This window comes from Actinomadura sp. GC306, from assembly GCF_004348665.1.
Classification (GTDB): Bacteria; Actinomycetota; Actinomycetes; order Streptosporangiales; family Streptosporangiaceae; genus Spirillospora.
In genome coordinates, this window is record NZ_SMKM01000001.1 from 105342 (window position 1) to 127605 (window position 22264).

Consider the following 22264-nt stretch of genomic DNA (forward strand, 5'->3'; position numbering starts at 1 on the left):
GACCGCGCCTAAAGGCCGCCTTGCCAGAGTCGTCCGGGTACGGCAGCAGCAGGGAGGAGCACCGGGCATGGCTGGTGGCAATGGACAGGCTCTCCTGGCCGCGGGCGGTGCCGGGTTCGCCGGGCCCGGGGCCGGCGACCCGGCCGCCGACACCGCGCAGGCGGACGGCCTGAATCTGCGGAACTTCGAGAGGCTTCCCGCCTGCGAGGTGTCGGTCGGCGCGTTGTCGCCGGGGCCGGGCCTCCGCCGGAGCGGGACGGACCCCGCGCACGTCCACCTCCTGGCCGACGCGTCCGGCGCCGCGGAACTGCCGCCCCTGCTGGTGCAGCAGGACGGCTGGCGGGTCATCGACGGCCTGCACCGGCTGGAGGCCGCCAAGCTGCGCGGCGACGGCAGCGTCAAGGCCCGCTTCGTCGACTGCACCGACTCCGAGGCGCTCGTCCTGGCGATGAAGGCCAACAGCGCGCACGGGCTGCCGCTGTCGAAGGCCGACCGCGTCTTCGGCGCCGAGAACGTCCTGGCCGCCCACCCCGACTGGTCCGACCGGGCCATCGCCACCATCACCGGGCTGAGCGCGAAGACGATCGCGTCGCTGCGCGGCCGGTCGGCGGCCGGCGCCGGGCCCGGCGACAAGCGCCTCGGCCGCGACGGGAAGCGGCGGCCGGTCACCCCCGGGGAGGGCAGGCTCCGCGCCGCCGAGTACATCAGCGCCCACCCCGACGCCCCGCTCCGGCAGGTCGCGCGGGAGACCGACGTGTCGCTCGGAACGGTCCACGACGTCCGGGCGCGGCTGCGCCGGGGCGTGCACCCGGAGCGCAACGGCCACCGGCCCCCCGCCGCGCCGCCCGCGCCCAGGCCCGGCCCCCGCGCCGTCGGCCGGGTCGCCGTCGAGGACGCCGCAGCGGAACCGCCCGGAGCCGGCGCGTGTGGCGACGGCACGCCCGACAACAGCACGCCCGACAACAGCACGCCACTGCGCCGCAGGAACCACACCGACCTGCCGCCCTCCTGGCCGCAGGTCGTCGCCAAGATGGCCAACGACCCGGCCGTCCGCTACACCGACAGCGGCAAGGAATTCCTCCGCTGGATGTCGCTGCACGCGGCCGATCCCCAGCGGTGGCGGGAATTCCTCAATACCGTGCCGGCGCACTGGCAGACGGTCATCGCCCCCATGGCGGAGGCGATCAGCCAGGAATGGAGCCTGTTCGCCCAGCAGCTCAGGAACCGGCAGGAGACGGCCTAGCGGCCGGACCGATGCCGGAGAAGGGAACGCCAGGGTGAAACGGGCGTGGTTGATGTCCGCCGTGCGATCGGTTCTGCGTCGTCTCGACCGTGAACTGATCTGGGTCGGCTGGATGTACTGGCCTTTCGTCTGGGACGAGTACTACGGCGAGAACCCGGAGAACGATCCGCGCAGGACGGAAGGGCTGTGACGATGAATCTCTACCGCTGGGAGTCCGCATGACCGGCCGACGAGTAGTGATCACGGGAATGGGGGTGCTGGCGCCGGGCGGAATAGGGGTGAAGAACTTCTGGGACCTGCTCAGCACGGGCCGGACGGCGACCAGGGGGATCACCTTCTTCGACCCGTCGGCGTTCCGTTCCCGGATCGCGGCCGAGGCGGACTTCGACCCCTGGCTGCACGGCCTCGGCCCGCAGGAGACGCGGCGCATGGACCGGGCGGCGCAGTTCGCCGTCGTCGCGGCCCGGGAGGCGATGGCCGACAGCGGCCTCGACCCCGGGTCCGCCGAGCCGCACCGCATAGGTGTCGCCATCGGCACCGCCGTGGGCGCCACCATGGCCCTCGACGAGGAGTACCGGGTGGTCAGCGACGGCGGCCGGCTCGACCTCGTCGACCATGAGTACGCCGTCCCGCACCTGTACGACTACTTCGTGCCGAGCTCCTTCGCGGCGGAGGTCGCCTGGTCGGCCGGCGCCGAGGGCCCCGCCACCGTGGTCTCGACCGGCTGCACCTCCGGGCTGGACTCGGTCGCCTACGCGGCCGGGCTGATCCGCGACGGCTCCGCCGACGTGATGATCACCGGCGCCACGGACGCGCCCATCTCGCCGATCACGGTCGCGTGCTTCGACGCGATCAAGGCGACGTCGCCGCGCAACGACGACCCCGCGCACGCGTCCCGGCCCTTCGACCGCACCCGCAACGGCTTCGTGCTCGGCGAGGGCGCCGCGGTCTTCGTGCTGGAGGAGCTGGCCGCGGCGCGCCGCCGCGGCGCCCGCCTGTACGCCGAGATCGCCGGCTACGCCTCCCGCTGCAACGCCTTCCACATGACCGGGCTGCGGCCGGACGGCAGGGAGATGGCGGAGGCCATCCGGGCGGCGCTGGCCGACGCGCGGACCAACCCCGAGGACGTCGACTACATCAACGCCCACGGCTCCGGGACCAAGCAGAACGACCGGCACGAAACGGCCGCGTTCAAGCGCGGCCTCGGGGAGCACGCCCGCCGCACGCCCGTCAGCTCGATCAAGTCGATGGTCGGCCATTCGCTCGGCGCGATCGGCTCGATCGAGATCGCGGCGTCGGTCCTGGCCATGGAGAACGACGCGGTGCCGCCGACGGCCAACCTGCACGAGCCCGACCCGGAATGCGACCTCGACTACGTGCCGCTCACCGCGCGCGACTGGCGGACCGACACGGTGCTGACGGTCGGCAGCGGGTTCGGCGGCTTCCAGAGCGCGATGGTCCTCGCCCGTCCCGGCCGGAGCACGGCATGACGGCGCGGGCGGTGGTGACGGGCATCGGCGTCGTGGCGCCCAACGGGTTCGGAGCGGCCGACTACTGGACCGCCACCTGCCGGGGGCGGAGCGGCATCGGCCGCATCACGCGGTTCGACCCGCGGAAGTATCCGGCGCAGCTCGCCGGGGAGGTCTCCGGGTTCGACCCCGGGGAGCACATCCCGAGCAGGCTCATCCCGCAGACCGACCGCATGACGCAGCTCGCCCTCGTGGGCGCGGAGCACGCGCTCGCCGGCGCCGGGGTCGACGCGGCCGGCCTGCCGGAGTTCGACGCGGGCGTGGTGACCGCGAGCACCTGCGGCGGTTTCGAGTTCGGCCAGCGGGAGCTGCAGAACCTCTGGAGCAAGGGCGGCGAGTACGTCAGCGCGTACCAGTCCTTCGCGTGGTTCTACGCGGTCAACACGGGCCAGATCTCGATCCGGCACGGCATGCGGGGCCCCGGCGGCGTGCTGGTCGGCGACCAGGCGGGCGGCCTGGACGCCATCGCGCACGCCCGCCGCCACGTCCGCGGCGGCACCGGCCTGATCCTGTCCGGCGGGTTCGACGCCCCGCTCTGCTCGTGGGGGTGGGCGGCGCAGCTCGCCGGGGGACGGCTGAGCACCGCCCGCCGGCCGGAACGCGCCTACCTGCCGTTCGACGCCGATGCCGCCGGGCACGTGCCGGGCGAGGGCGGCGGCCTGCTGGCCGTCGAGAACGCCGACGCCGCGCGGCGGCGCGGCGTCACCCGGGTGTACGGGGAGATCTGCGGATACGGGTCCACGTTCGACCCGAGGCCGGGCAGCGGACGCCCGCCGACGCTGCGCAAGGCGATCGAGATCGCGCTGGACGACGCCGGCGTGGCCCCGGGCGGCGTCGACGTCGTGTTCGCCGACGCCGCCGCCGTCCCAGAACTCGACCGCGCCGAGGCGGCGGCGATCACCGGCGTGTTCGGAGCCCGCGGGGTCCCGGTCACCGCGCCCAAGACCATGACGGGGCGGCTCGGCTCGGGGGCGGCTCCGCTGGACGTCGCCACGGCCTTCCTGTCCATGCGCGAGGGACTGATACCGCCGACGGCGAACGTCACCCTCTCGCCCGAGTACGACATCGACCTGGTGACCGCGGAGCCGCGGCCCGCGCCGGTGGGCACGGCCGTCGTCCTCGCGCGCGGGCAGGGCGGGTTCAACTCCGCGATCGTCCTGCGCTCGGCCGACTGGAACTGACCGCGACCGGGGTTCAGGCGGCCGCCGACTCCGCGGAGAGGTCGATGCGCCAGGAGACGCCGTAGCGGTCGGTCACCCACGCGAACCTCGGGCTGAAGCCGTAGTCGCGGGCCGGCAGGTGCACCTCGCCGCCTTCGGTGAGGGCCGCGTAGAGCCTGTCGAAGTCCTCCACCGAGTCGCGCTGTACGTAGATCGTCATGGCGGGGGTGAAGCGGAACTCGTGCCAGGGCATGAGGTCGCGCAGGTGGCTGTCCGGTGGCGGGGTGTTGCTGCAGACGAGCCGCTGGCCCGCGAGTTGGAAGATCCCGTACTGCAGGGCGCCCTCGTCCCACCCGGCGTCCTCGGCGCGGGCGCGGATGACCTGGAGGACCTCACCGTCCTCGAACAGGGACGTGTAGTAGTTCATCGCCTCCTCGGCGTTCCCGTGGAACATCAGGAAGACGGAGAGCTTCTGCGTGCTCGGCTCGGATGTCATGGCCGTCCCCTCGGTGCTTGAAGGCCGGTGCTTGAAGGCCGGTGCTCGAAGGGCATCAGCATCGCGGCGGCCGCTCTCCACCCGGTCCAGCCTTGCTCGACCCGCGGACGACCCTGCTTCGTAAAAGGCCGTTTCTGTGGAGAAAGTGCGATTTCTGGTTAATGTGGCCCAGGGTCGCCAGAACGCCCTGACGTGGTGTCGTGCTGACCAAACAATGGTGTGCCACGCATTGTTGTAATGATCTGGCGTGAAAGCCGCTATCAGCCCGAAAAAGTATGGTGCTCGCCGTGGCCGCGTGTTCCTATGAATTCAGCAGGGAGAGCGCGTCGAGCCGAAAGGGACGAATTGAAGATGAGACGTGGGTTGACCGGTGTCATGGCGGTCCTGGGGGCCGTAGCGGCCGTCGCGTCGGCCGGAAGCGTCTCGGCGGCCCACCGGGCGCCGGGATCGGTCCTGTTCGAGGAGTCGTTCACCAGGGCCACCGCGGACTCGCGGCTGATCGGGTACGGGGCGGCGTGCCTGACCGGCGCGCGGCGCGGGGGCCCCGTCCAGGAGGCCGCCAACCATCCGCTCGGCGGATGCCACCCCGACCCGGCCGGGCCCGTGCCGCCGACCGGCGCGGCACCCCACGGATACCTCCAGCTCACCGACGCCCACGACGAGGAGACCGGCGCCGTCATGTTCGACACGCCGATCCCGGCGGCGAACGGCGTGCGGGTGACCTTCGAGCAGTGGCAGTACGGCAACACCACGCGGACCGCGGCGGACGGGATCTCCTTCTTCCTCACCGACGGGGCCCGGCGGCTCACCACGCCCGGCGCATTCGGGGGAAGCCTCGGCTACGCCCAGAAATCGCCGGACGGCAGGGCGGACGGCCAGATCATCCCGGGAGTCGACGGCGGCTACCTCGGTATCGGCCTCGACGTGCTGGGCAACTACTTCGGCGACGGGGAAAGGCGCGGGAACGGCTGCGCGCGGCGCTCCCCGGCCGGGACGCGCTGGCCGGCCCCCGTCCCCGGCCCCAACGTCGTGACCGCCCGCGGGCCGGGCGACGGCATCGAGGGGTACTGCTTCCTCGCCGCCACGACGGGCGACCGCGCGAACGGCGGCCGCTGGTCGTCGACGCTTCCCGGGTCGCTCAACGGGGACCTGCGCGAGATGCCCGCCGGCGTGTCGGCGCGGCGGGCCGAGACCCTGCTGGAGCCGGTGAAGCGGGTCGTCCGCGTCTCGGTCCCGCCCGGGTCCGGCGCGGAGGCGACGGTCGACATCGACTTCCGGAACGGGAAGGGCTTCCAGCGGGTGCTGCGGTTCCACGTCCCGCGGCCCCTTCCGGACACGGTCAAGTTCGGGTTCGCCGCGTCCACGGGGCCGTTCACCGACGTGCACCTCATCCGCGAGCTGACCGTGCGCACCATCCGCTGACCGAGGGCTCAGGGCACGGGCTGCAGCCAGGGGGCGAGGCGGCCGCGGAGCTCCGCATCGTCGAGGGAGAAGGCGGCGGCGGTGTACCGGTGCGTGCCCTTGGCGGTGCGGGGATGGGCCGCGTGGTACCGCTCGGTGAGCGCGGCGGGATCGCCGGGGGACAGGCCGGCGGCGTCGTAGATGCGCCGCAGGACGGCGGGCGTGTCCCGGACGAGGTCGTCGTAGGCGACGTCCAGGAGCGTGACCGAGCCGGCCTCGGGGGAGTGGCGGAAGGCGTGCGCGCGGCGGAGCCACAGCTCGGTCTGGCCGGCCTGGAAGCGGCCGACGTCGGCGGGGTCCACGTCGTCGCTGTAGGTCGAGCGGAACACGGAGAAGAGGCTGGCGCCCGAGGCGACCGTCTGGACGATGTCGCGGTGCAGGAAGATGACGACGGCACCCGGGAAGGCCGCGGCGAGGCTCGGCAGCTCGGCGGTGTGGGCGGGGGCCTTGAGGACCCAGCGGCGGCCGTCGGCGGCGTCGAGGGTGTCCAGGACGTGCCGGTAGTCCAGGTAGGTGCCGGTGAGGTCCTGCCCGGCGAGCCACCGGCTGTAGCCGTCCAGGCGGACGGTGGCGCTCGCGCCCCAGTTGCGGAACCCGGAGTTCATCGCGACGACGCACTCCTCGGGCAGGCGCGGGCCGTGGTCGTGGACGGCGGCCAGGCCCGGGTTGAGCAGGTCCAGCAGGTCGCTGGCCGCCGCGCCCGCCTCGATGAGCTCCTCGCGCCGCTCCGCGGAGGCCCCGGCGAACTTCCAGGGCATCGCGAGCTCGGCGGGCAGCGGGGCGCGCAGCCGGGGGTCGGAGGCCAGCAGCCGGAACAGGAAGGTCGTCCCGGTGCGCCAGCCCCCGGTGATGACGAGGGGCGGCCGGCCGAGCGGCCGGCCGGCGCGCGGGAGGCGGTTCATCGCGAGGCGGGCGCGCAGCCCGGCGACGGCGGTGCCGCGGACCATGCGGGTGCCGACGGCGTTGAGGCGGCCGTCCTCGCGCGCCGAGGCCAGGTAGTGGCCGAGCCCGGTGCGCCAGGACGCGGGGTCCCCGAGCCCCGCCGGGTCGCCGCCGCGCAGCGCCGCGGTGACGACGGCGTCGGGGTCGAGGACGTAGGCGTCAGGGTTGGCCGCGCGGTCGGCCTCGGCCGCGGCGTAGACCGCCTCGGCCTGCGGGGTGCGCGGGGCAGGGCGCCAGGTCGTCACGAGTCGCTCCCCACCTGGTCGATTCGCCGGACGTGGACGCGCGGCAGCGGCGGCGCGTGCTCGGCGTGGAGCCAGCGCAGCACGATCAGCCCGGACGGACGGCCCTCGGTGTCGAGCCAGTCGCCGCCGGGCGGCAGGGCGTCCGGCCGCCGCGCGGCCAGGACGAGCCGGTAGCGGCCGTCGCGGAGGGCGGCGTTGCCGCCGGTCCGCGACACCGGCCGGTGCCGGTGGTCGAGGGAGTTGAGGTGCCTGCTGTAGAGCAGGGCGTTCCAGTGGCGGCACGGGACGGTCTCGCCCTCGACGACGAGCGCCTCGTCCGGGCCGAGCCGCCAGGCGCCGCGCTGGTAGTGGATGCCGGGCTCGGTGTAGGCGGCGCCGCCGGCCATCTCCGCCCAGTGGTGCACGGCGTTGGGTTCGACCTGGCCGTCGACCGCCGCGAACACGGCGGGCATCGCCTGGACGGTCCCCGCGAGCCGCCGCAGCCGGTGCCGGAACCGCGCCGCGTCGATCGGCGGCGGGGCTTCGGGCGGCGTGACCGGCTCGATCGCGCACCGGCCGGGGCGGTCGCGGGCGACGTCGTCGTGGAAGTTGCGGACCCACAGCTGCCCGTTGCCCTCGGGCAGCGGCAGCCACGGCCCCGCCGGCGGCCGTTCCCCGCCGACGAGCAGGGAGAACTCGCCGGCGGAATCGGTCGGGAGCTCGTCGCCGTCGATGCGGGACGCGGCCTCCGCCCCGCCGCCGGACGCGGTGTAGGCGGTGATCGAGGTGTAGACGGCGTCCCCGGAGTGGCCGGTGATCCGGTACTGCCGGTCGCCCCGCACGTCGGCGACCCAGTAGCGGGTGTCGGGGTTGTCCATGAAGAACTTCTGCCGCCAGCCGTTGAACGGGACCAGCTCGGGCAGCTCGCGGTCGACCTCGAAGCGGGCCAGCTGGTTGTGCAGGCCGCGCAGCAGCGCGCGGTAGCCGTCGGCGCGCTCGTCCTCGGACAGGCGGGGGTCGTCGAGGTGCCGCCCGGCGGCCGACATCGCGTCCACGACCTCGGCCCAGGCCCGAGCCTCCGGTGTCGCGGGGCCGGCGTGCTCGCTAGGGGCGGCGCCGTCCGTCGTGCCCATCGCTCGCCCTCACTCCCATCCGGCCCGGGGCCACCGGAGAAAGTGCCAACTTACCAACCGGCCCGTCCCGCCCCGCGCCGGGGGCGTTAGGTGGTTTCGACGTCGAAGTCGAGTTAGGATCGAGGGGCGCGCGGGCGGAACGGCCGCGTGCGGGCGGGCCGTTGCGGCGCGCATCCCGACTACTGCCGAGGGGGTCGAGCGTGGACGGTGCACGCATCGCCGACATCATCGAGATCGAACAGCTGCTCGCGCGGTACGCGGCCGGCATGACGATGGACGACGTGGACGCGGTCCTCGCCGTGTTCGCGCCGGGCGGCACCTACAGCGCCTTCGGGGAGAAGTACGGGACCGCCGACTTCCCCTCGCTCATGGCCGCCGCGCCCAAGGGGGTGTTCTCCGTGAGCACCCCGGCGATCGAGTTCGACGGCGACGACTCCGCGACGGGCGTGCAGCCCCTCTGCTTCGTCGCCCAGGCCGACCACTCGATGCGGATCGGCTACTACACCGACGCCTACCGGCGGACGCCGGACGGGTGGCGGCTGCACACCCGGGCCATGACGTTCCTGCGCCGCGACGGCTCCCGCGACTCCGGCCGCCCGCACGACCCCCGGCGCCCGGCGCCCGGGCAGACGTCCGCGAACTGAGCATGGACCTGCAGGAGTTCCGCGCCGGCCTGGACCGCTGGCTCGACGAGCACGGGGCCGGGCTCGTCCTCCCGCACGGCCCGGACGTCACGCTCGACACGGAGATGGAGCACCTCGCCAAGGTCAAGCGCCTGGCGTACGACGCGGGCTGGATGCGCTGGGGCTGGCCGGAGCGCGTGGGAGGGCTCGGGGGCTCCACGCTCATGCGGGCCTACCTCGGTGAGGCACTGGCGTCCCGCGACCTGATCGAGCCGGGCATCTACTCCATGACGGAGGTGCTCGCGCCGACCATGATCGAGTTCGCGCGCCCGGAGCTGGCGGCGGAGATGGTCCCGCGGCTGCTGCGCGGCGACGAGACGTGGTGCCAGGGGTTCTCCGAGCCGAGCACCGGCAGCAACCTGGGCTCGCTGGCGTGCCGCGCCCGCCCGGACGGTGACGACTGGCTCGTCAGCGGCCAGAAGGTGTGGACGAGCCTGGCGCAGTACGCCCAGCGCTGCGTCCTGCTGACCCGGACCGGCTCCCCGGAGTCGGGCCACCGGGGCATCACCGCCCTGTTCGTCGACATGGACTCGCCCGGGATCACGGTCCGCCCCATCGAGGCGATGCACGGGCGGGACGAGTTCTGCGAGGTGTTCTTCGACGAGGTGCGCGTCCCGGGCGACCGCAGGCTGGGCGAGGTCGACGGCGGCTGGGCCGTCGCGATGGACCTGCTGCCCTACGAGCGGAGCACCTCGCTGTGGCACCGCGGCGCGTTCCTGCGGCAGCGGCTGGAGCACCTGCTCGCCTCCCCGTCCGGTGCGGCGCTCGACCCCGACGCCCTCGGCGAGGCGGCCCAGCTGGCGTTCGCGTTCCACGCCCGGTCCCGGTCCACGCAGTACCGGATGGCGGGCGGCGAGCGGCTCGGCGCGGAGACCTCGGTCGACAAGGTCCTGCTCGCGACCACCGAGCAGGCGGTGTACGACCTGGTCGCGGACGCCGCGGCGGAGGCCATCGCGCTGGGCGACGACCCGGACGGGACGCGCTGGCGCACCGAGTTCCTGTACTCGCGCGCGGCCACGATCTACGGCGGCAGCGCCGAGATCCAGCGCAACATCATCGCGCGCCGCCTGCTCGACCTGGGAGTGGACCGATGATCGACGCCGAGACCGCCGAACTGCTGGGGGAGAGCCTGCGCCGCGCCTTCGAGAAGGGCGCCGCAGCGCCGGCCGACGCCGCGCTGGACGAGGTCGGCTGGTGCGAGGCACTGGCGGCCGAGGGCGTCTCCGTCGTGCCGCTGCTGTTCGCCGAGCAGGGGGCCGCGAACGCGGCCTCCGGCGCGCTGGACGACCTGCTGACGGCCATGCTCGGGCTCCCGCCCGGCAGGGACACGGCGTTCGTCCTGCCGGAGTTCGGCGGCGGGACGGCGCCCGGCTCGGTCCGGGACGGCGCCCTCGCGGTGCGCGGCCTCGGCACCGTCCGGATGGCGGCGGCCGGCCGGGCGGTGGTGGTCACCGAGGAGCACCGGGCGGTCGTCGTGGAGGCGGCGGGCCTGCGGGTGCGGCCGGTCGAGGGCATCGATCCGCGGCTCGGCCTGGTCAGGGTCGAGGCCACCGGCCTTCCCGTTGACGCCGAGCAGGCCACCGAGGCCGGGTGGGCGGAGGCACTGGCCGCGGGCCGGCTGGCACTGGCCGCCGAGGCGGCCGGCGCGAGCCGCACGATGCTCCGGCTCGCCCGGGAGCACGCCGTGACCCGCGTCCAGTTCGGCCGGCCGATCGGCTCGTTCCAGGCCGTCCGGCACCGGCTCGCCGAGTGCCTCGTGGCGATCGAGAGCGCCGAAGCGGCCCTCGCCGCCGCCGTCGAGATGGCGGACGGGCGGTGGCCCGCACAGGTGCCCCCGGTGCCGGCCGCGATCGCGAAGGCGCTCGCCGGGCGGCACGCGCGCACGGTGGCGCGGCACTGCCAGCAGGTGCTCGCCGGCGTGGGATTCACCGGCGAGCACGACTTCCACCACCACTTCCGCCGCGTCCTCGCGCTCGACGGGCTCCTCGGCGACGCCCGGACCCTGACCCGCGAGCTCGGCGAGGAGATGCTGCGCGGCCGCCGGCTGCCGGCGGTGCCGCCCCTGTGACACGGGTGCTGTAACACGGGCCGAAACGCCGATGGCCTCCCGTCCACATGGGCGGGAGGCCATCGGCATTGGAACCCGTCAGGCGTCGTCGCGCTTGGACAGCTGCCTGTCCAGGGTCTTGCGCAGCTCCGGCGACAGGAACGAGCGGTCCTCCGCGGCGATCGCGAAGTCGAGGGTGGCGAGCACCGCGCGCTCCAGATGGAGGTTCAGGATCCGCTTGGTGTCCTCCAGCGCCCGGCGCGGCATCGCGGCGAGCTTGCGCGCGCACTCCAGGGCCGCGGGCATCACCTCGTCGCCGGGGCGGACGTGGTTGGCCAGCCCGATCTCCGCCGCCCGGCGCGCACTGATCCGCTCACCGGTCAGCGCGTACTCCTTCGCCAGCTGCAGGCTGGTCAGCAGCGGCCAGGTCACCGGCCCCCCGTCCGCGGCGACGAGCCCGACCATGACGTGCGGGTCGGCGAGGTGGGCGCTCTCGGCCATGAACACGATGTCGGACAGCGCCACCAGGCTGCAGCCGAGGCCGACCGCCGGGCCGTTGACCGCGGCGACGATCGGCAGCCGGCACTGCACCATCCCGGTGACGATGCGGCGCGCGTCGGCGAGCGTCTGCCGCCGCAGGCCGTCGTCCTTGGTGAGCTCGTCGATGTAGCCGAAGTCGCCGCCGGCCGAGAACGCCCGCCCGGCGCCGGTGAGCACGACCGCGCGGGCGTCGTCGTCCGCGTCGAGCTGCGGGAACAGCGCCCCGAGGCCCTCGTGCAGGGCGTGGTTCGTCGCGTTGAGCCGCTCGGGGCGGTTCAGCGTCACGATCCGGATCGGCCCGTCGGCGGTGACGGTGATCTCCTCGGGCAGGTCGTAGCGACCGTCGGGGCCGGTCATGACGCCGGCAGCCCGAGGATGCGGGTCGCCACCAGGTTGCGCTGGATCTGCGACGTCCCGCCCATGACGCTCTGCGCCCGGCTGTAGAGATACATCTTCAGCCACGTGTCCTCCTCGATCCCGGCGGTCCGCTCGCTGACGCCCAGCGCGGCGTGCCCGACGGCCTGTTCGACCCATGTCATCAGCAGCTTGTCCACCGAGCCCTCGGGGCCGTGCGAGACGCCGTCGAGCCGGTCGGAGAGCCGGCGGCACACGTGCAGCCGCAGCATCTCCGCCTCGACGACCGCCCACGCGACGTCGCGGACGTTCTCGCTGGAGTAGCGCTCCGGCTCCGCGCGCAGCCGCTCCACCAGCTCGTTCACGGCCTTGCCGTACCGCGCGACGTAACCCAGCTCGCCCGGCTCGCGCTCGTGGCTGACCACGGTCATCGCGAGCCGCCAGCCCTCGCCCGGCTCGCCGATCATGTCGGCCGCGCGGGCGACCGCGCCGTCGAAGACGACCTCGCCGAACTCCCGGGTGATCCCGTTGACCATCTTGAGCGGCCGCTGCTCGACGCCCGGCTGGTCCATCGGGACGGCGAACGCCGACAGCCCGCGGTGCTTGGGCGCGTCCGGGTCGGTCCGCGCCAGCACCAGGCACCAGGCCGCGCTGTCGGAGTAGCTCGTCCAGACCTTGTGCCCGGTGATCACGTACTCGTCGCCGCGGCGCTCCGCGCGGGTGCGCAGCGACGCGAGGTCCGACCCGGCGTCCGGTTCGCTGAACCCCTGGCACCAGCGGTCGCGCCCGTTGACGATGCCGGGCAGGAACCGGCGCCTGACGTCGTCGTTCCCGTGCCGCAGCAGTCCCTGCACCAGGTAGCCGAGGCTCGGGCGCGGGGGAGCGCCGGCCGCGGCCAGCTCCTCGTCGACGATCGCCTCGTACACGCTCGGCAGCCCCTGGCCGCCGATCTCCTCCGGCCAGGACAGCGCGAAGAAGCCGGCGTCGTAGAGGGCCTGGTGCCAGGGCGCCTGCCCGTCCCAGTACGCGTCGGACGTCGAGGACGCCGGGAGACCCGGGTTGTTCTCGGCGAGCCAGGCCCGCAGCCGCGTGCGGAACGCGGCCTCCTCCGGGGAGTCAGCGAAGTCCACCGGGCACGCCTCCGATCTTGCGGCGGGCGGCGACCCGGTCCAGGTGCGCGCCGACGCCGCCGAGCAGTTGGGTCGAGAAGAGCGCTCGCCGCAGGTAGACGTGCGCGAGGCACTCCCAGGTGTTGCCGATGCCGCCGTGTACCTGGATGGCGGTCTCGCACACCGCGCGGGCGGCGCGGGCGCAGTACGCCTTCGCGATCGCCGCCGCGTCCAGCGCCTCACCCGGCGGGAGGGTGTCGGCCGCCCAGGCGGCGTGCAGCGCGACGCTCCGCGAGCCCTCCACCGAGACGTGCGCGTCGGCGAGCATGTGCTGGACGCTCTGGAACGAGCCGATCGCCGTGCCGTACTGCTCCCGGACGCTCGCGTACGAGCACGCCAGCTCGACCGCGCCGCGCATCGTCCCGACGAGGTCGGCGCAGGTGAGCGCGACGACGAAGGCCGTCCAGCCCTCGATGTCCGCGGGGGTGAGGGGGGTCTGGACACCGGACGGGCGAAGGGCCGGCGGCCCGGCGATCCCGGCGGCCGGGCGGGTGAGGTCGCGCGCCGGCGTCGCGCCGTCCACCGGGACGGTGACCAGCGCGTGGCCGCCATCGGCCACCGCGAGCGCCAGGGCGGACACGCCGCCGTGGACGTCGACCGCGGTGCCCGAGCAGGGCGCGCCCGCGCCCGCGGTGACGGCGAGGCCGGACAGGTCGGGGGTGAGCAGCACGGTCTCGGGCTCCGCGGCGGGCGGCGCGGCCGCCAGCCGGCGCAGCTCGGCGGCCAGCGTCGGGCCGAGGAACGGGGCGTCGGCGAGGCCGCGGCCGAGTTCCTCCGCCACGATCGCGGTCTCGACCGCGGACGCGAGCGGCCGGTCCCCGTCGCCGGGGGTGCGCAGCTCGCGCCAGCCGGTGGCCGCGAGCGCGGTGTCCAGCTTGGCGGCCCGCGCGGTGTCGCCGAGCTCGGCGACCGACTTCGGGCCGAGGTCGCCGGCGAGCCGGGCGGCGGCGTCGCGCAGCGCCTGCTGCTCCGGGGAGAGACGGACGTCCATCAGCGGTCACATCGCAGGGGGAGGGCGGAGCGGCCCCGGCCCGGCGGCCGCGGCGGCGCGGCCGCGGCGGGGGCGTCCGCGGTGGGTTCGGTCATTTCGATCATGTACCGGCAACCTCGGAAGAAGACGCGCCGGGACCGGTGACCAGGCCGCCGGCGCGGACGTTGCGAGCGATTTACACTTCTAGATAAAAGTCTATACTGACGTCGATGTCAATCACGGTGTGCGCGCCGGGCCACCGGGCCGGCGGGCGACAGAGCGGAGTTGCCGCATGAACAACAGCGTCGGGCCGGCCTGGCCGAGCATCGCGGCCATGACCGCGTCGGCCGCGGAGCGCTTCCCGGACCGCACCGCGGTCGTGGACGGCGCCGAGCGCGTCTCCTACGAGCGGCTCTACGCGGAGGCCCGCGGGTTCGGGGCCGCGCTGGTCGCCGCGGGGGTCGCACCGGGCGACCGCGTCGGCATCTGGGCGTACAACTGCCGCGAGTGGATCGTCGCGCTGCTCGGGCTGTACCAGGCCGGGGCGGTGCTGGTCCCCGTCAACACCCGGTTCAAAGGGCGGGAGGCCGCCGACATCCTGTGCCGCGCCGAGGTCAAGGTCCTGGTGACGGTGACGGACTTCCTCGGCAACGACTACGTCGCGATGCTCGACGGCACCGGCGAGCCCCTGCCCGCTCTGCACACCGTCGTCATCGCGAGGGGCGGGCCGTCCGGGAACGGCGTGCCGTGGGACGACTTCCTCGCGCGCGTCACCGCCGGAGACCTGGCGGAGGTCGACCGCCGCAGGGCGGCGCTCGGCCCGGACGACCCGTCGGACGTGCTGTTCACGTCCGGGACGACCGGCACGCCGAAGGGCGTGCTGATGAACCACCGCCAGACGATGGGCGTGGGCACCGACTGGGTGGCCATGACCGGCCTGTCGGCCGGTGACCGCTACGTGATGGTCAACCCCTTCTTCCACATGTTCGGCTTCAAGGGCGGCATCCTCGCCTGCGTCGCCGCGGGGGCCACGATGCTCCCGCAGCCGACGCTGGACGTGGACCGGGTGCTCGGGCAGGTCGCCGCCGAGAAGGTCACCGTCCTGCCCGGCCCGCCGGCGCTGTACCACGCGATCCTGGAGCACCCCGGCCGGGAGCGGTACGACCTGGCGAGCCTGCGCGTCGCGGTGACCGGGGCGGCCGACATCCCGGTCGAGCTCATCCGGCGGGTGCGCGACGAGCTGCCGTTCTCGGCCATCATCACCGGCTACGGCCTCAGCGAGGCGGGCACGGCCAGCTCCACCGCGCCCGGCGACGACCCGGAGACCACCGCCACGACCGTGGGCCGGCCCCGGCCCGGCTTCGAGATCCGCGTCCTCGACGCGTCCGGCGCCGAGGCGGCGCGGGGCGAGGTCGGCGAGATCGTGCTGCGCGGCCCCACCACGATGGTCGGCTACCTGGACGACCCCGGCGCCACGGAGGCGGTCCTCTCCGCCGACGGCTGGCTGCGCACCGGCGACCTCGGGAGCCTCGACGAGCGCGGGTGCCTGCGCATCGCCGGGCGCTCCAAGGACATGTTCATCGTCGGCGGGTTCAACGCCTACCCCGCGGAGATCGAGGCGATGCTGCTCGAACACCCGGGCGTCCGGCAGGCGGCGGTCATCGGCGTCCCCGACGCGCGCCTCGGCCAGGTGGGCATGGCCTTCATCGTGCCGCGGGCGCCCGGCCTCGCCGAGGCCGACGTCATCGCCTGGTGCCGGGACCGGATGGCCAACTACAAGGTCCCGCGCTCGGTCCGGCTGATCGACGAGCTGCCGCTCACCGAGAGCGGGAAGGTGCGCAAGACCGCGCTGGAGGCGCGGGCCGCCGCCGAGCGCTCCGGCTGATCCGCCGGCCGTCCTCTATCGACATCGACGTCGATGTAATACCTCACTCACTAGGCCGACACGGAAGGTGCGCGGACATGGAAGAACACGACCTTGAGCCGATGCTGGAGGCGGTCCGGGAGTTCGTCCGCAAGGAGGTCATCCCGCGCGAGGCGGAGATCGACGAGAAGGACGAGGTCCCGGCGGTCCTGCGCGAGACGGCGAAGCACATGGGGCTGTTCGGCTTCACGATCCCGGAGGAGTACGGCGGGCTCGGGCTCGGCATCGTCGACCAGTGCCGGCTGCTGATCGAGATCGGGTACACCACTCCCGCGCTGCGCTCGATGTTCAGCACGAACGTGGGCATCGCCGGGCACGTGATCATGGACGGCGGGACACCGGAGCAGAAGGCCGAGTGGCTGCCGAAGCTGGCCTCCGGCGAGGCCGTCGCGTCGTTCGCGCTGACCGAGCCGGACGCCGGGTCCGACCCGGGCGACCTGCGGACGAGCGCCGTCCGCGACGGCGGGGAGTGGGTCCTCAACGGCGTCAAGCGGTACATCACCAACGCGCCGATCGCCGACGTGTTCATGGTGTTCGCCCGGACCGACCCGGACGCGAAGTCGTCGCGGGGCATCTCCACCTTCATCGTCCCGGCCGGGACCCCCGGGCTGACGGTCGGGCCGCGCGACCACAAGATGGGGCAGTTCGGCGCCTGGACGGCCGACGTGATCCTCGACGACGTGCGGGTCCCGGCCGACGCCGTCGTGGGCGGGGACGGAGGCGTCGACACCGGGTTCCTGACCGCGATGCGCAGCCTGGCCAACGGGCGGCTGCTGCTCGCCGCCGCCTGCGTGGGGATGTCCCAGCGGCTCGTGGACGAGTCGGTGCGGTTCGCGTCCGAGCGCACCCAGGGCGGCCGGCCCATCGCGTCCCACCAGCTGGTCCAGGCGATGATCGCGGAGTCGGTCACCGAGACGATGGCGGCCCGCAGCCTCGTGCTGGACGCCGCCCGCTCCTACGCCGACGGCTCGGACCGCCGCACCGCCCCCGCCGCCGCCAAGTACTTCTGCAGCGAGGTCGTCGGGCGGGTCGCCGACCGCGCCGTCCAGGTGCACGGCGGCGCCGGGTACATGCGCTCGGTCGCGGTCGAGCGGTTCTACCGCGACGCGCGGCTGTTCCGCATCTACGAGGGCACCAGCCAGATCCAGCAGCTGATCATCGCCCGGCAGACGCTCGGGGCGGCCGCGGGCTGACGCCCACGGCCGCCCCGGGCGGTCGTCGCGGTCTTCCTCAGGTGGACAGGACGGAGACCGCGGCGACGCCGGGCGCCCCGTAGAGCTGGGCGACGCCGACCCGCGGCTCGCCCGGCACCTGGCGGTCACCCGCCCGGCCGCGCATCTGCAGCACCAGCTCCCGGACCTGCCGCAGGCCCGACGCGCCGACCGGCTCGCCGTTGGCGATCAGGCCGCCGTCGGTGTTCACGGGCAGCCGGCCCCCGATCTCCGTGGCGCCGGAGGCGATCAGCTCGTTCTGCTCGCCGTCCGCGCACAGCCCGACCTCGGCCAGGTGGATGACCTCGGCACCGGCGTCGGTGTCCTGGAGCTGGGCGATCGCGACGTCCGCCGGGTCGACCCCCGCCGCCTCGAACGCGGCCCGCGCGGCGTCCACGGTCGGCGCCGGAACGTGGTCGGCCGAGGTGGACGCGGACGGGGTGTGCACCTCGAACGCGCCGTAGCGCCGCGTCCGGGTGGCGACGCTGCGCAGGTAGACCGGCTTGTCGGTGTACCGGTGCGCCACGTCGGCGCTGCACACGACCAGTGCCGCCGCCCCCTCGTTCGGGCTGCAGAACATGTACTGCGTCAGCGGGTAGTTCACCATCCGCGCGCCGAGGATCTTGTCGGCGGGCATCGGCGTCCGGCGGTGGGCGTTGGGGTTGAGGGCGCCGTTGCGGTAGTTCTTCTCCGCGACCGCGGCGAGCGTCTCGTGGGTGATCCCATGGTCGTGCATGTAGCGGTTGATCTTCATGCCGAAGAACTTCGGGGTGAGGAACAGCCCCATCTCGCCGTACCAGGGCGGGCAGGCGTAGTCCTCGGGCTCGGCCGTGAAGGCGCCCGGGTCGTGCTTGTCCACGCCGAGGATCAGGCCGAGCTCGTGCTCGCCCTGCCCGATCGTCTGCCGGGCGAGGGCGAGCGCGCTCCCGGCGGTCGCGCACCCGTTGTAGACGTTGGTGAACTGGACGCCGGTCAGCCCCAGCTCGGCGACGACGGCGTCCGGCTGGTCGACCTCGTAGCTGCCGCCCACGGCGAACTGCATGTCGGCCCAGTTGAGGCCGGCGTCGGCCAGGGCGTCCCGGGCCGCCTCGGCGGCGATGGCCAGGGCGGGCTTGCCGGGGAACCGGCCGAACCGGTGGATGCCGACTCCGATGATCGCGACGTCAGGCACGGCCGGCCTCGCCGGTGCTGCGCAGGGACACGGGCTGGTCTCCTTCGTCGGGGGTGAAAGCGAACGTGACGATCTCGCGGCCGTCCTCGTCGGTGCGGAACGGCATGGTGACGAGCCGCATCGGCATGCCGATGGACGGCCCGTCCTCGGGGCAGCCGACGAGGATGCTCTCGACGCGCAGCTGCCCGGGAAGCTCGACCACCCCGACGAACCAGGGCTCGAACGGGTCGTTGGCCGCGAACTGCCCGTTGAACGGCGCCTTCGGCAGGAAGCCCTGGGACGTCCACGTCCAGAGGGTGCCGGTCCGCTCCAGCAGCGTGCGCTCGACGGCGGTGGCGCCGCACCGCGGACAGCCGTTGCGGAGCGGGAACACGTGCGCGCCGCACGCGGTGCAGCTGCCGCCGATCAGGCGCGGTTCGTCGTCGGGCCAGGTGAACAGATCATCGGCGATGGGGACCGGCGGCATCTCTTCTCCTTGGTATCCCCGCTCTGCGCGGGAGGGTGAGGCGGGGCGCCGGGCCGGCGGGACGCCGTCCCCGGCCGCGGCCGGGCGTGCCGCGCCGGGCCGCGCGCGCGGTTTCACTCTATACTGACTTCGACATCAAAAAAAGTATGACGAGAGTCCGCGGCGGGGAAGGGGCGGCGTTGACCGCCGTCCCGGTGCGCCGGACTCCGGCGGTATCGACGTCGGATCACGGCTAGACTCCCGTTCGCCGGACCGGCGGGGAGCCGCGACGGGCGAGCGCGGGCGGCGCGGCCCCCGGCGGCGTTGGACGTCCGCCGGGTCCGGCGTTATGTTTCCGACGTCGGATTCATGGTTTGGAGGACAGGATGGACGCAGAACCGCGCTCGGCGAAGGGCCGCCGGACACGGGCCCGCCTCTTCGAGGCCGGCAAGGTCGTGTTCGAGCGCGACGGCTTCCTCCAGGCGCGGATCACCGACATCGCGGCCGAGGCGAGCGTCTCCCACGGGTCGTTCTACCACTACTTCGACTCCAAGGAGTCCCTCTTCCGCGAGATCGCCGAGGAGGTCGAGGTCCGACTCGTCTCGATGGACGACATCGCGCAGGACCTCGGCGAGGACGCCGGCCCCATCGCCCGCATCCGCGCCGCCAACAAGGCGTACCTCACCGCGTACCGCAAGGAGGCGCGGATCATGCGGGTGATCGAGGAGGTCAGCCGCTACGACGACGACGTCCGCAAGGTCCGCGCCAAGCGCGACGACTACCTGGCCGCCCGCCTGGAGTCGGCGATCGAGCGCCTCCAGGCGGAGGGGCTCGCCGACAAGCGGATCGACAAGCGGTACGCGGCCACCGCGCTCGGCGGCATGGTCGCGAAGTTCGCCGAGATGATGTTCATCGGCGGCGCGCAGTTCGACATGCAGGGCGCGGTCGAGCAGCTGACCCTGCTGTGGGCCAACGCGCTCGGCCTGAGTCCGGAGGCCGACGAGAAGGCCCGCACCCGGACCGGGGCCGCCTGAGGCCGGCGCCGCGGCTCCGCCGGACGCCGGCCCGTCCCCTTCTCCCGCGCTACGCGGGCACGCGCTCGAAGACCGCGGCGATGCCCTGCCCGCCGCCGACGCACAGCGTCTCCAGCCCGTACCGGGCCTCCCGCCGCTCCATCTCGTGCAGCAGCGTCGCCACGATCCGCGCGCCGGTCGCCCCCACCGGGTGCCCGAGGGAGATCCCCGACCCGTTGACGTTGAGCCGGTCGAAGTCGGCGGCGCCGAAGCCCCACTCCCGCGTCACCGCCAGCGCCTGCGCCGCGAACGCCTCGTTCAGCTCGATGAGGTCGATGTCGGCCAGCGTGAGGCCCGCGGCGTCGAGCGCCCGCCGCGTCGCCGGCACCGGCCCGATGCCCATGCGCTCCGGCTCGACCCCGGCGAGCGCGGTGGACACCACCCGCGCGAGGGGCCGCAGCCCGTTGGCCTCGGCGAACTCGGGCGTCGTCACCAGGCACGCGGCGGCGCCGTCGTTCTGGCCGCTGGCGTTGCCCGCGGTCACCGTCGCCTCCGGGTCCTGCCCGCCCATCACCGGCCGGAGGGCGGCGAGCGCCTCGCGGGAGATGTCGCGGCGCGGGTGCTCGTCGGTGTCGACCACCACCTCGCCCTTCTTCGTGCTGATCCGGACGGGGACGATCTCGTCGGCGAACGCCCCGCGGTCCTGCGCGTCGAGGGCCCTGCGCTGCGACTGGTAGGCGAGGTCGTCCTGCTCCTCCCGCCCGATGGCGTACTCCCGCCGCAGGTTCTCGGCCGTTTCGAGCATGCCGCCCGGCACCGGGTGGAACCGCCCGCCGGCGGTCGACCGGCCGCGGGTGAGGGTGTCGGTGAGCGTGATGTCGCCGGCGCGCGAGCCCCAGCGCGCGGTCAGCGAGTAGTGCGGCGCCTGCGACATGTTCTCCGCACCGCCGGCGATGATCGCCTGCGCCGCGCCGGAGCGCACCATCGCGGCGGCGTACACGACGGCCTGCAGGCCCGATCCGCAGCGCCGGTCGACCTGGACACCGGGGACGGACGTCGGCAGCCCCGCGTCCAGGGCGATGACCCGCCCGATCGCGGGCGCCTCGGCGGTGCCGTAGCAGTGCCCGAACACCACGTCGTCGACGAGGGCGCCGTCCAGGCCGCTGCGTTCCATCAGCGCCTGGACGACCGTCACGCCGAGGTCCTGGACCGGGACCGTCCGCAGCGCGCCGCCGAAGCGCCCGATCGCGGTCCGGACGGGCTGGCAGATCACGGCCTCGTTCATCGTCTCTCCTTGAGCGTTGGTGCGCCGGGCGTGGCCCGGGCTCTGCGGGACCGCCCCGGGCGGGGCGGCACCGGGGGTTGTCAGAGCGCGCCGGCCCGGCGCAGCTCGTCCTGCGCCTCCGGGGCGAAGCCCAGTTCGGTGAGGATCGCCGCGGTGTGCTCGCCCAGGCCGGGGACGTCCTCCAGGGGCGTGTCCCACGCGGGCGTGATGACCGGGGGGAGCAGCGAGGCCAGCGGGCCGACGGGCGACCCGACCCGCTGCCAGCGGTCGCGGGCCGTCAGCTGCGGGTGGTCCACGACCTCCGTGACGCGGTTGAACTCGGCGTTGCCGATGCCGGCGGCGTCGGCGCGCGCGCAGATCTCGGGGAGGTCGAGCGTCGCGGTCCAGGCGGCGACGGCCTCGTCCAGCCGGTCGCGCTGCTCGCACCGCTGCGGGGTCGTGGCCAGCGCCGGGTCGTCGGCGAGGTCGGGGCGGCCGATCAGGTCGCGGGCGAGGCGCTGCCATTCGGCGTCGTTCGTCGTCCCGAGGACGACGGTCCTGCCGTCCCTGGTCGGGTAGGCGTTGTAGGGCGCCACGATCGGCGACGACATGCCGATCGGCGCCCGCTCCTCACCGGTGTAGCGGGCGTAGAGGAGGGCGAAGCCGAGGAAGTCGGCGGCGGTGTCGAACATGCTCACCTGGAGGGCGGCGCCGGTGCCGGTCCTGGCGCGGCCGAGCAGCGCGGCCATGATGCCGGACGCCGCCTGCATCGCCGTCCCGATGTCGGCGATGGGGATGCCCGGCTTGGCCGGCGCGTCGGCGCGCCCGGTGGCCGCGCAGGAACCGCTCTCGGCCTGGACGAGCAGGTCGTAGGCGCGGCGGTGGTCGAGCGGCCCGCCGGTGCCGTAGCCGGAGATGTCCACCGCCACCAGCGACGGGCGGCGCTCCACCAGCGTCGCCGCGTCCAGCCCGAGGCGGGCCGCCGAGCCCGGCGCGAGGTTCTGCACGACGACGTCGGCGCGGTCGAGCAGCCGGTCCAGCACGGGGCGGGACTCGGGCCGCTTGCAGTCCAGCGCCAGCGACCGCTTGTTGCGGTTCAGCCAGACGAAGTAGGTCGCCAGGCCGTCGGCCGCGTCGTCGAACCAGCGGGTGAGGTCGCCCGCGCGCGGATGCTCCACCTTGATGACCTCGGCGCCGAGGTCGGCCAGCATCCGCGTGCAGTAGGGGGCCGAGACCGCCTGCTCGAAGCTCACCACGACGGTGCCGGCGAGGGGCGGTCCGGGGG

The 22264-nt window shown here is 74.1% G+C and carries 21 protein-coding genes; 11 read left to right on the plus strand and 10 right to left on the minus strand.

The annotated features are described in order from the left end of the window. Nucleotides 1–67: 67 nt before the first annotated feature. From E1200_RS00450 to E1200_RS00460, 4 genes are all read left to right on the plus strand, one after another. A complete protein-coding gene (locus E1200_RS00450; protein ID WP_131949718.1) occupies nt 68–1243 on the plus strand; it encodes a ParB/RepB/Spo0J family partition protein in 1176 nt (391 codons plus the stop codon). Between the two features lie 61 nt (nt 1244–1304). Then, a complete protein-coding gene (locus tag E1200_RS35120; RefSeq protein WP_279483276.1) occupies nt 1305–1433 on the plus strand; it encodes a hypothetical protein in 129 nt (42 codons plus the stop codon). A gap of 28 nt (nt 1434–1461) precedes the next feature. Then, entirely contained in the window at nt 1462–2733 is a 1272-nt protein-coding gene (locus E1200_RS00455) for a beta-ketoacyl-[acyl-carrier-protein] synthase family protein (protein WP_131949719.1), read from the plus strand. Next, nucleotides 2730–3953, plus strand: a complete 1224-nt coding sequence (locus E1200_RS00460; protein WP_131949720.1) for a ketosynthase chain-length factor — start codon at nt 2730–2732, stop codon at nt 3951–3953. The genes E1200_RS00455 and E1200_RS00460 overlap by 4 nt, the downstream gene beginning before the upstream one ends. Before the next feature lie 13 nt (nt 3954–3966). Here E1200_RS00460 and E1200_RS00465 read toward each other — a convergent pair whose 3' ends face one another. Next, nucleotides 3967–4428, minus strand: coding sequence for a VOC family protein (locus E1200_RS00465; protein WP_131949721.1), 462 nt, complete (start codon nt 4426–4428; stop codon nt 3967–3969). 363 nt (nt 4429–4791) lie between these two features. Between E1200_RS00465 and E1200_RS00470 the strand changes: the two genes are divergently transcribed. Next, on the plus strand, nt 4792–5850 hold the full coding sequence (locus E1200_RS00470) for a hypothetical protein (protein WP_131949722.1): 1059 nt from the start codon (nt 4792–4794) through the stop codon (nt 5848–5850). 8 nt (nt 5851–5858) lie between these two features. Here the strand turns inward: E1200_RS00470 and E1200_RS00475 are convergent, their stop codons facing one another. Together E1200_RS00475 and E1200_RS00480 are read right to left on the minus strand one after the other, a co-directional pair. Next, the gene (locus E1200_RS00475) at nt 5859–7076 is read right to left on the minus strand and encodes a sulfotransferase (RefSeq protein ID WP_131949723.1); all 1218 of its coding nucleotides are present in this window, start codon (nt 7074–7076) and stop codon (nt 5859–5861) included. After that, nucleotides 7073–8188: a DUF1214 domain-containing protein gene (locus E1200_RS00480; RefSeq protein WP_131949724.1), complete on the minus strand. Its 1116-nt coding sequence runs from the start codon at nt 8186–8188 to the stop codon at nt 7073–7075. The genes E1200_RS00475 and E1200_RS00480 overlap by 4 nt, the downstream gene beginning before the upstream one ends. A 200-nt stretch (nt 8189–8388) precedes the next feature. Between E1200_RS00480 and E1200_RS00485 the strand changes: the two genes are divergently transcribed. From E1200_RS00485 to E1200_RS00495, 3 genes are read left to right on the plus strand one after another with little or no spacing between them, the layout of a single operon-like run. Further along, a complete protein-coding gene (locus E1200_RS00485; RefSeq protein WP_207932967.1) occupies nt 8389–8832 on the plus strand; it encodes a nuclear transport factor 2 family protein in 444 nt (147 codons plus the stop codon). Between the two features lie 2 nt (nt 8833–8834). Next, nucleotides 8835–9965, plus strand: coding sequence for an acyl-CoA dehydrogenase family protein (locus E1200_RS00490; protein WP_131949725.1), 1131 nt, complete (start codon nt 8835–8837; stop codon nt 9963–9965). Continuing rightward, entirely contained in the window at nt 9962–10939 is a 978-nt protein-coding gene (locus E1200_RS00495; RefSeq protein ID WP_207932974.1) for an acyl-CoA dehydrogenase family protein, read from the plus strand. Before E1200_RS00490 ends, E1200_RS00495 begins: the two co-directional genes overlap by 4 nt. 78 nt (nt 10940–11017) lie before the next feature. Here the strand turns inward: E1200_RS00495 and E1200_RS00500 are convergent, their stop codons facing one another. The 3 genes from E1200_RS00500 to E1200_RS00510 are packed head-to-tail and all read right to left on the minus strand — an operon-like array spanning nt 11018 to nt 13972. Next, nucleotides 11018–11815, minus strand: a complete 798-nt coding sequence (locus E1200_RS00500; RefSeq protein WP_131949726.1) for an enoyl-CoA hydratase/isomerase family protein — start codon at nt 11813–11815, stop codon at nt 11018–11020. Further along, nucleotides 11812–12942: an acyl-CoA dehydrogenase family protein gene (locus tag E1200_RS00505; RefSeq protein WP_131949727.1), complete on the minus strand. Its 1131-nt coding sequence runs from the start codon at nt 12940–12942 to the stop codon at nt 11812–11814. Before E1200_RS00505 ends, E1200_RS00500 begins: the two co-directional genes overlap by 4 nt. Continuing rightward, nucleotides 12929–13972 carry an acyl-CoA dehydrogenase family protein gene (locus tag E1200_RS00510; protein WP_131949728.1) on the minus strand — a complete coding sequence of 348 codons (1044 nt, stop codon included), beginning with the start codon at nt 13970–13972 and terminating at the stop codon, nt 12929–12931. The genes E1200_RS00505 and E1200_RS00510 overlap by 14 nt, the downstream gene beginning before the upstream one ends. Nucleotides 13973–14243: 271 nt before the next feature. On the opposite strand from E1200_RS00510, the gene E1200_RS00515 reads away from it, so the two are divergent. Next, on the plus strand, nt 14244–15836 hold the full coding sequence (locus tag E1200_RS00515; protein WP_131949729.1) for a FadD3 family acyl-CoA ligase: 1593 nt from the start codon (nt 14244–14246) through the stop codon (nt 15834–15836). A gap of 77 nt (nt 15837–15913) precedes the next feature. Continuing rightward, nucleotides 15914–17068 (plus strand): acyl-CoA dehydrogenase family protein, encoded by a 1155-nt coding sequence (locus E1200_RS00520; protein WP_131949730.1) that lies wholly within the window; start codon nt 15914–15916, stop codon nt 17066–17068. Between the two features lie 37 nt (nt 17069–17105). Here E1200_RS00520 and E1200_RS00525 read toward each other — a convergent pair whose 3' ends face one another. Together E1200_RS00525 and E1200_RS00530 are read right to left on the minus strand one after the other, a co-directional pair. Then, the gene (locus E1200_RS00525; RefSeq protein ID WP_131949731.1) at nt 17106–18257 is read right to left on the minus strand and encodes a thiolase family protein; all 1152 of its coding nucleotides are present in this window, start codon (nt 18255–18257) and stop codon (nt 17106–17108) included. Then, nucleotides 18250–18723, minus strand: a complete 474-nt coding sequence (locus E1200_RS00530) for an OB-fold domain-containing protein (RefSeq protein ID WP_131949732.1) — start codon at nt 18721–18723, stop codon at nt 18250–18252. The genes E1200_RS00525 and E1200_RS00530 overlap by 8 nt, the downstream gene beginning before the upstream one ends. A 365-nt stretch (nt 18724–19088) precedes the next feature. Between E1200_RS00530 and E1200_RS00535 the strand changes: the two genes are divergently transcribed. After that, the gene (locus E1200_RS00535; RefSeq protein ID WP_131949733.1) at nt 19089–19736 is read left to right on the plus strand and encodes a TetR/AcrR family transcriptional regulator; all 648 of its coding nucleotides are present in this window, start codon (nt 19089–19091) and stop codon (nt 19734–19736) included. Between the two features lie 49 nt (nt 19737–19785). Here E1200_RS00535 and E1200_RS00540 read toward each other — a convergent pair whose 3' ends face one another. Both E1200_RS00540 and E1200_RS00545 read right to left on the minus strand, forming a co-directional pair. Beyond that, entirely contained in the window at nt 19786–21000 is a 1215-nt protein-coding gene (locus E1200_RS00540; protein ID WP_131949734.1) for an acetyl-CoA C-acetyltransferase, read from the minus strand. Nucleotides 21001–21080: 80 nt separating this feature from the next. Continuing rightward, nucleotides 21081–22264: CaiB/BaiF CoA-transferase family protein (locus E1200_RS00545; RefSeq protein ID WP_131949735.1), on the minus strand; the 1184-nt coding region annotated here is incomplete at its 5' end.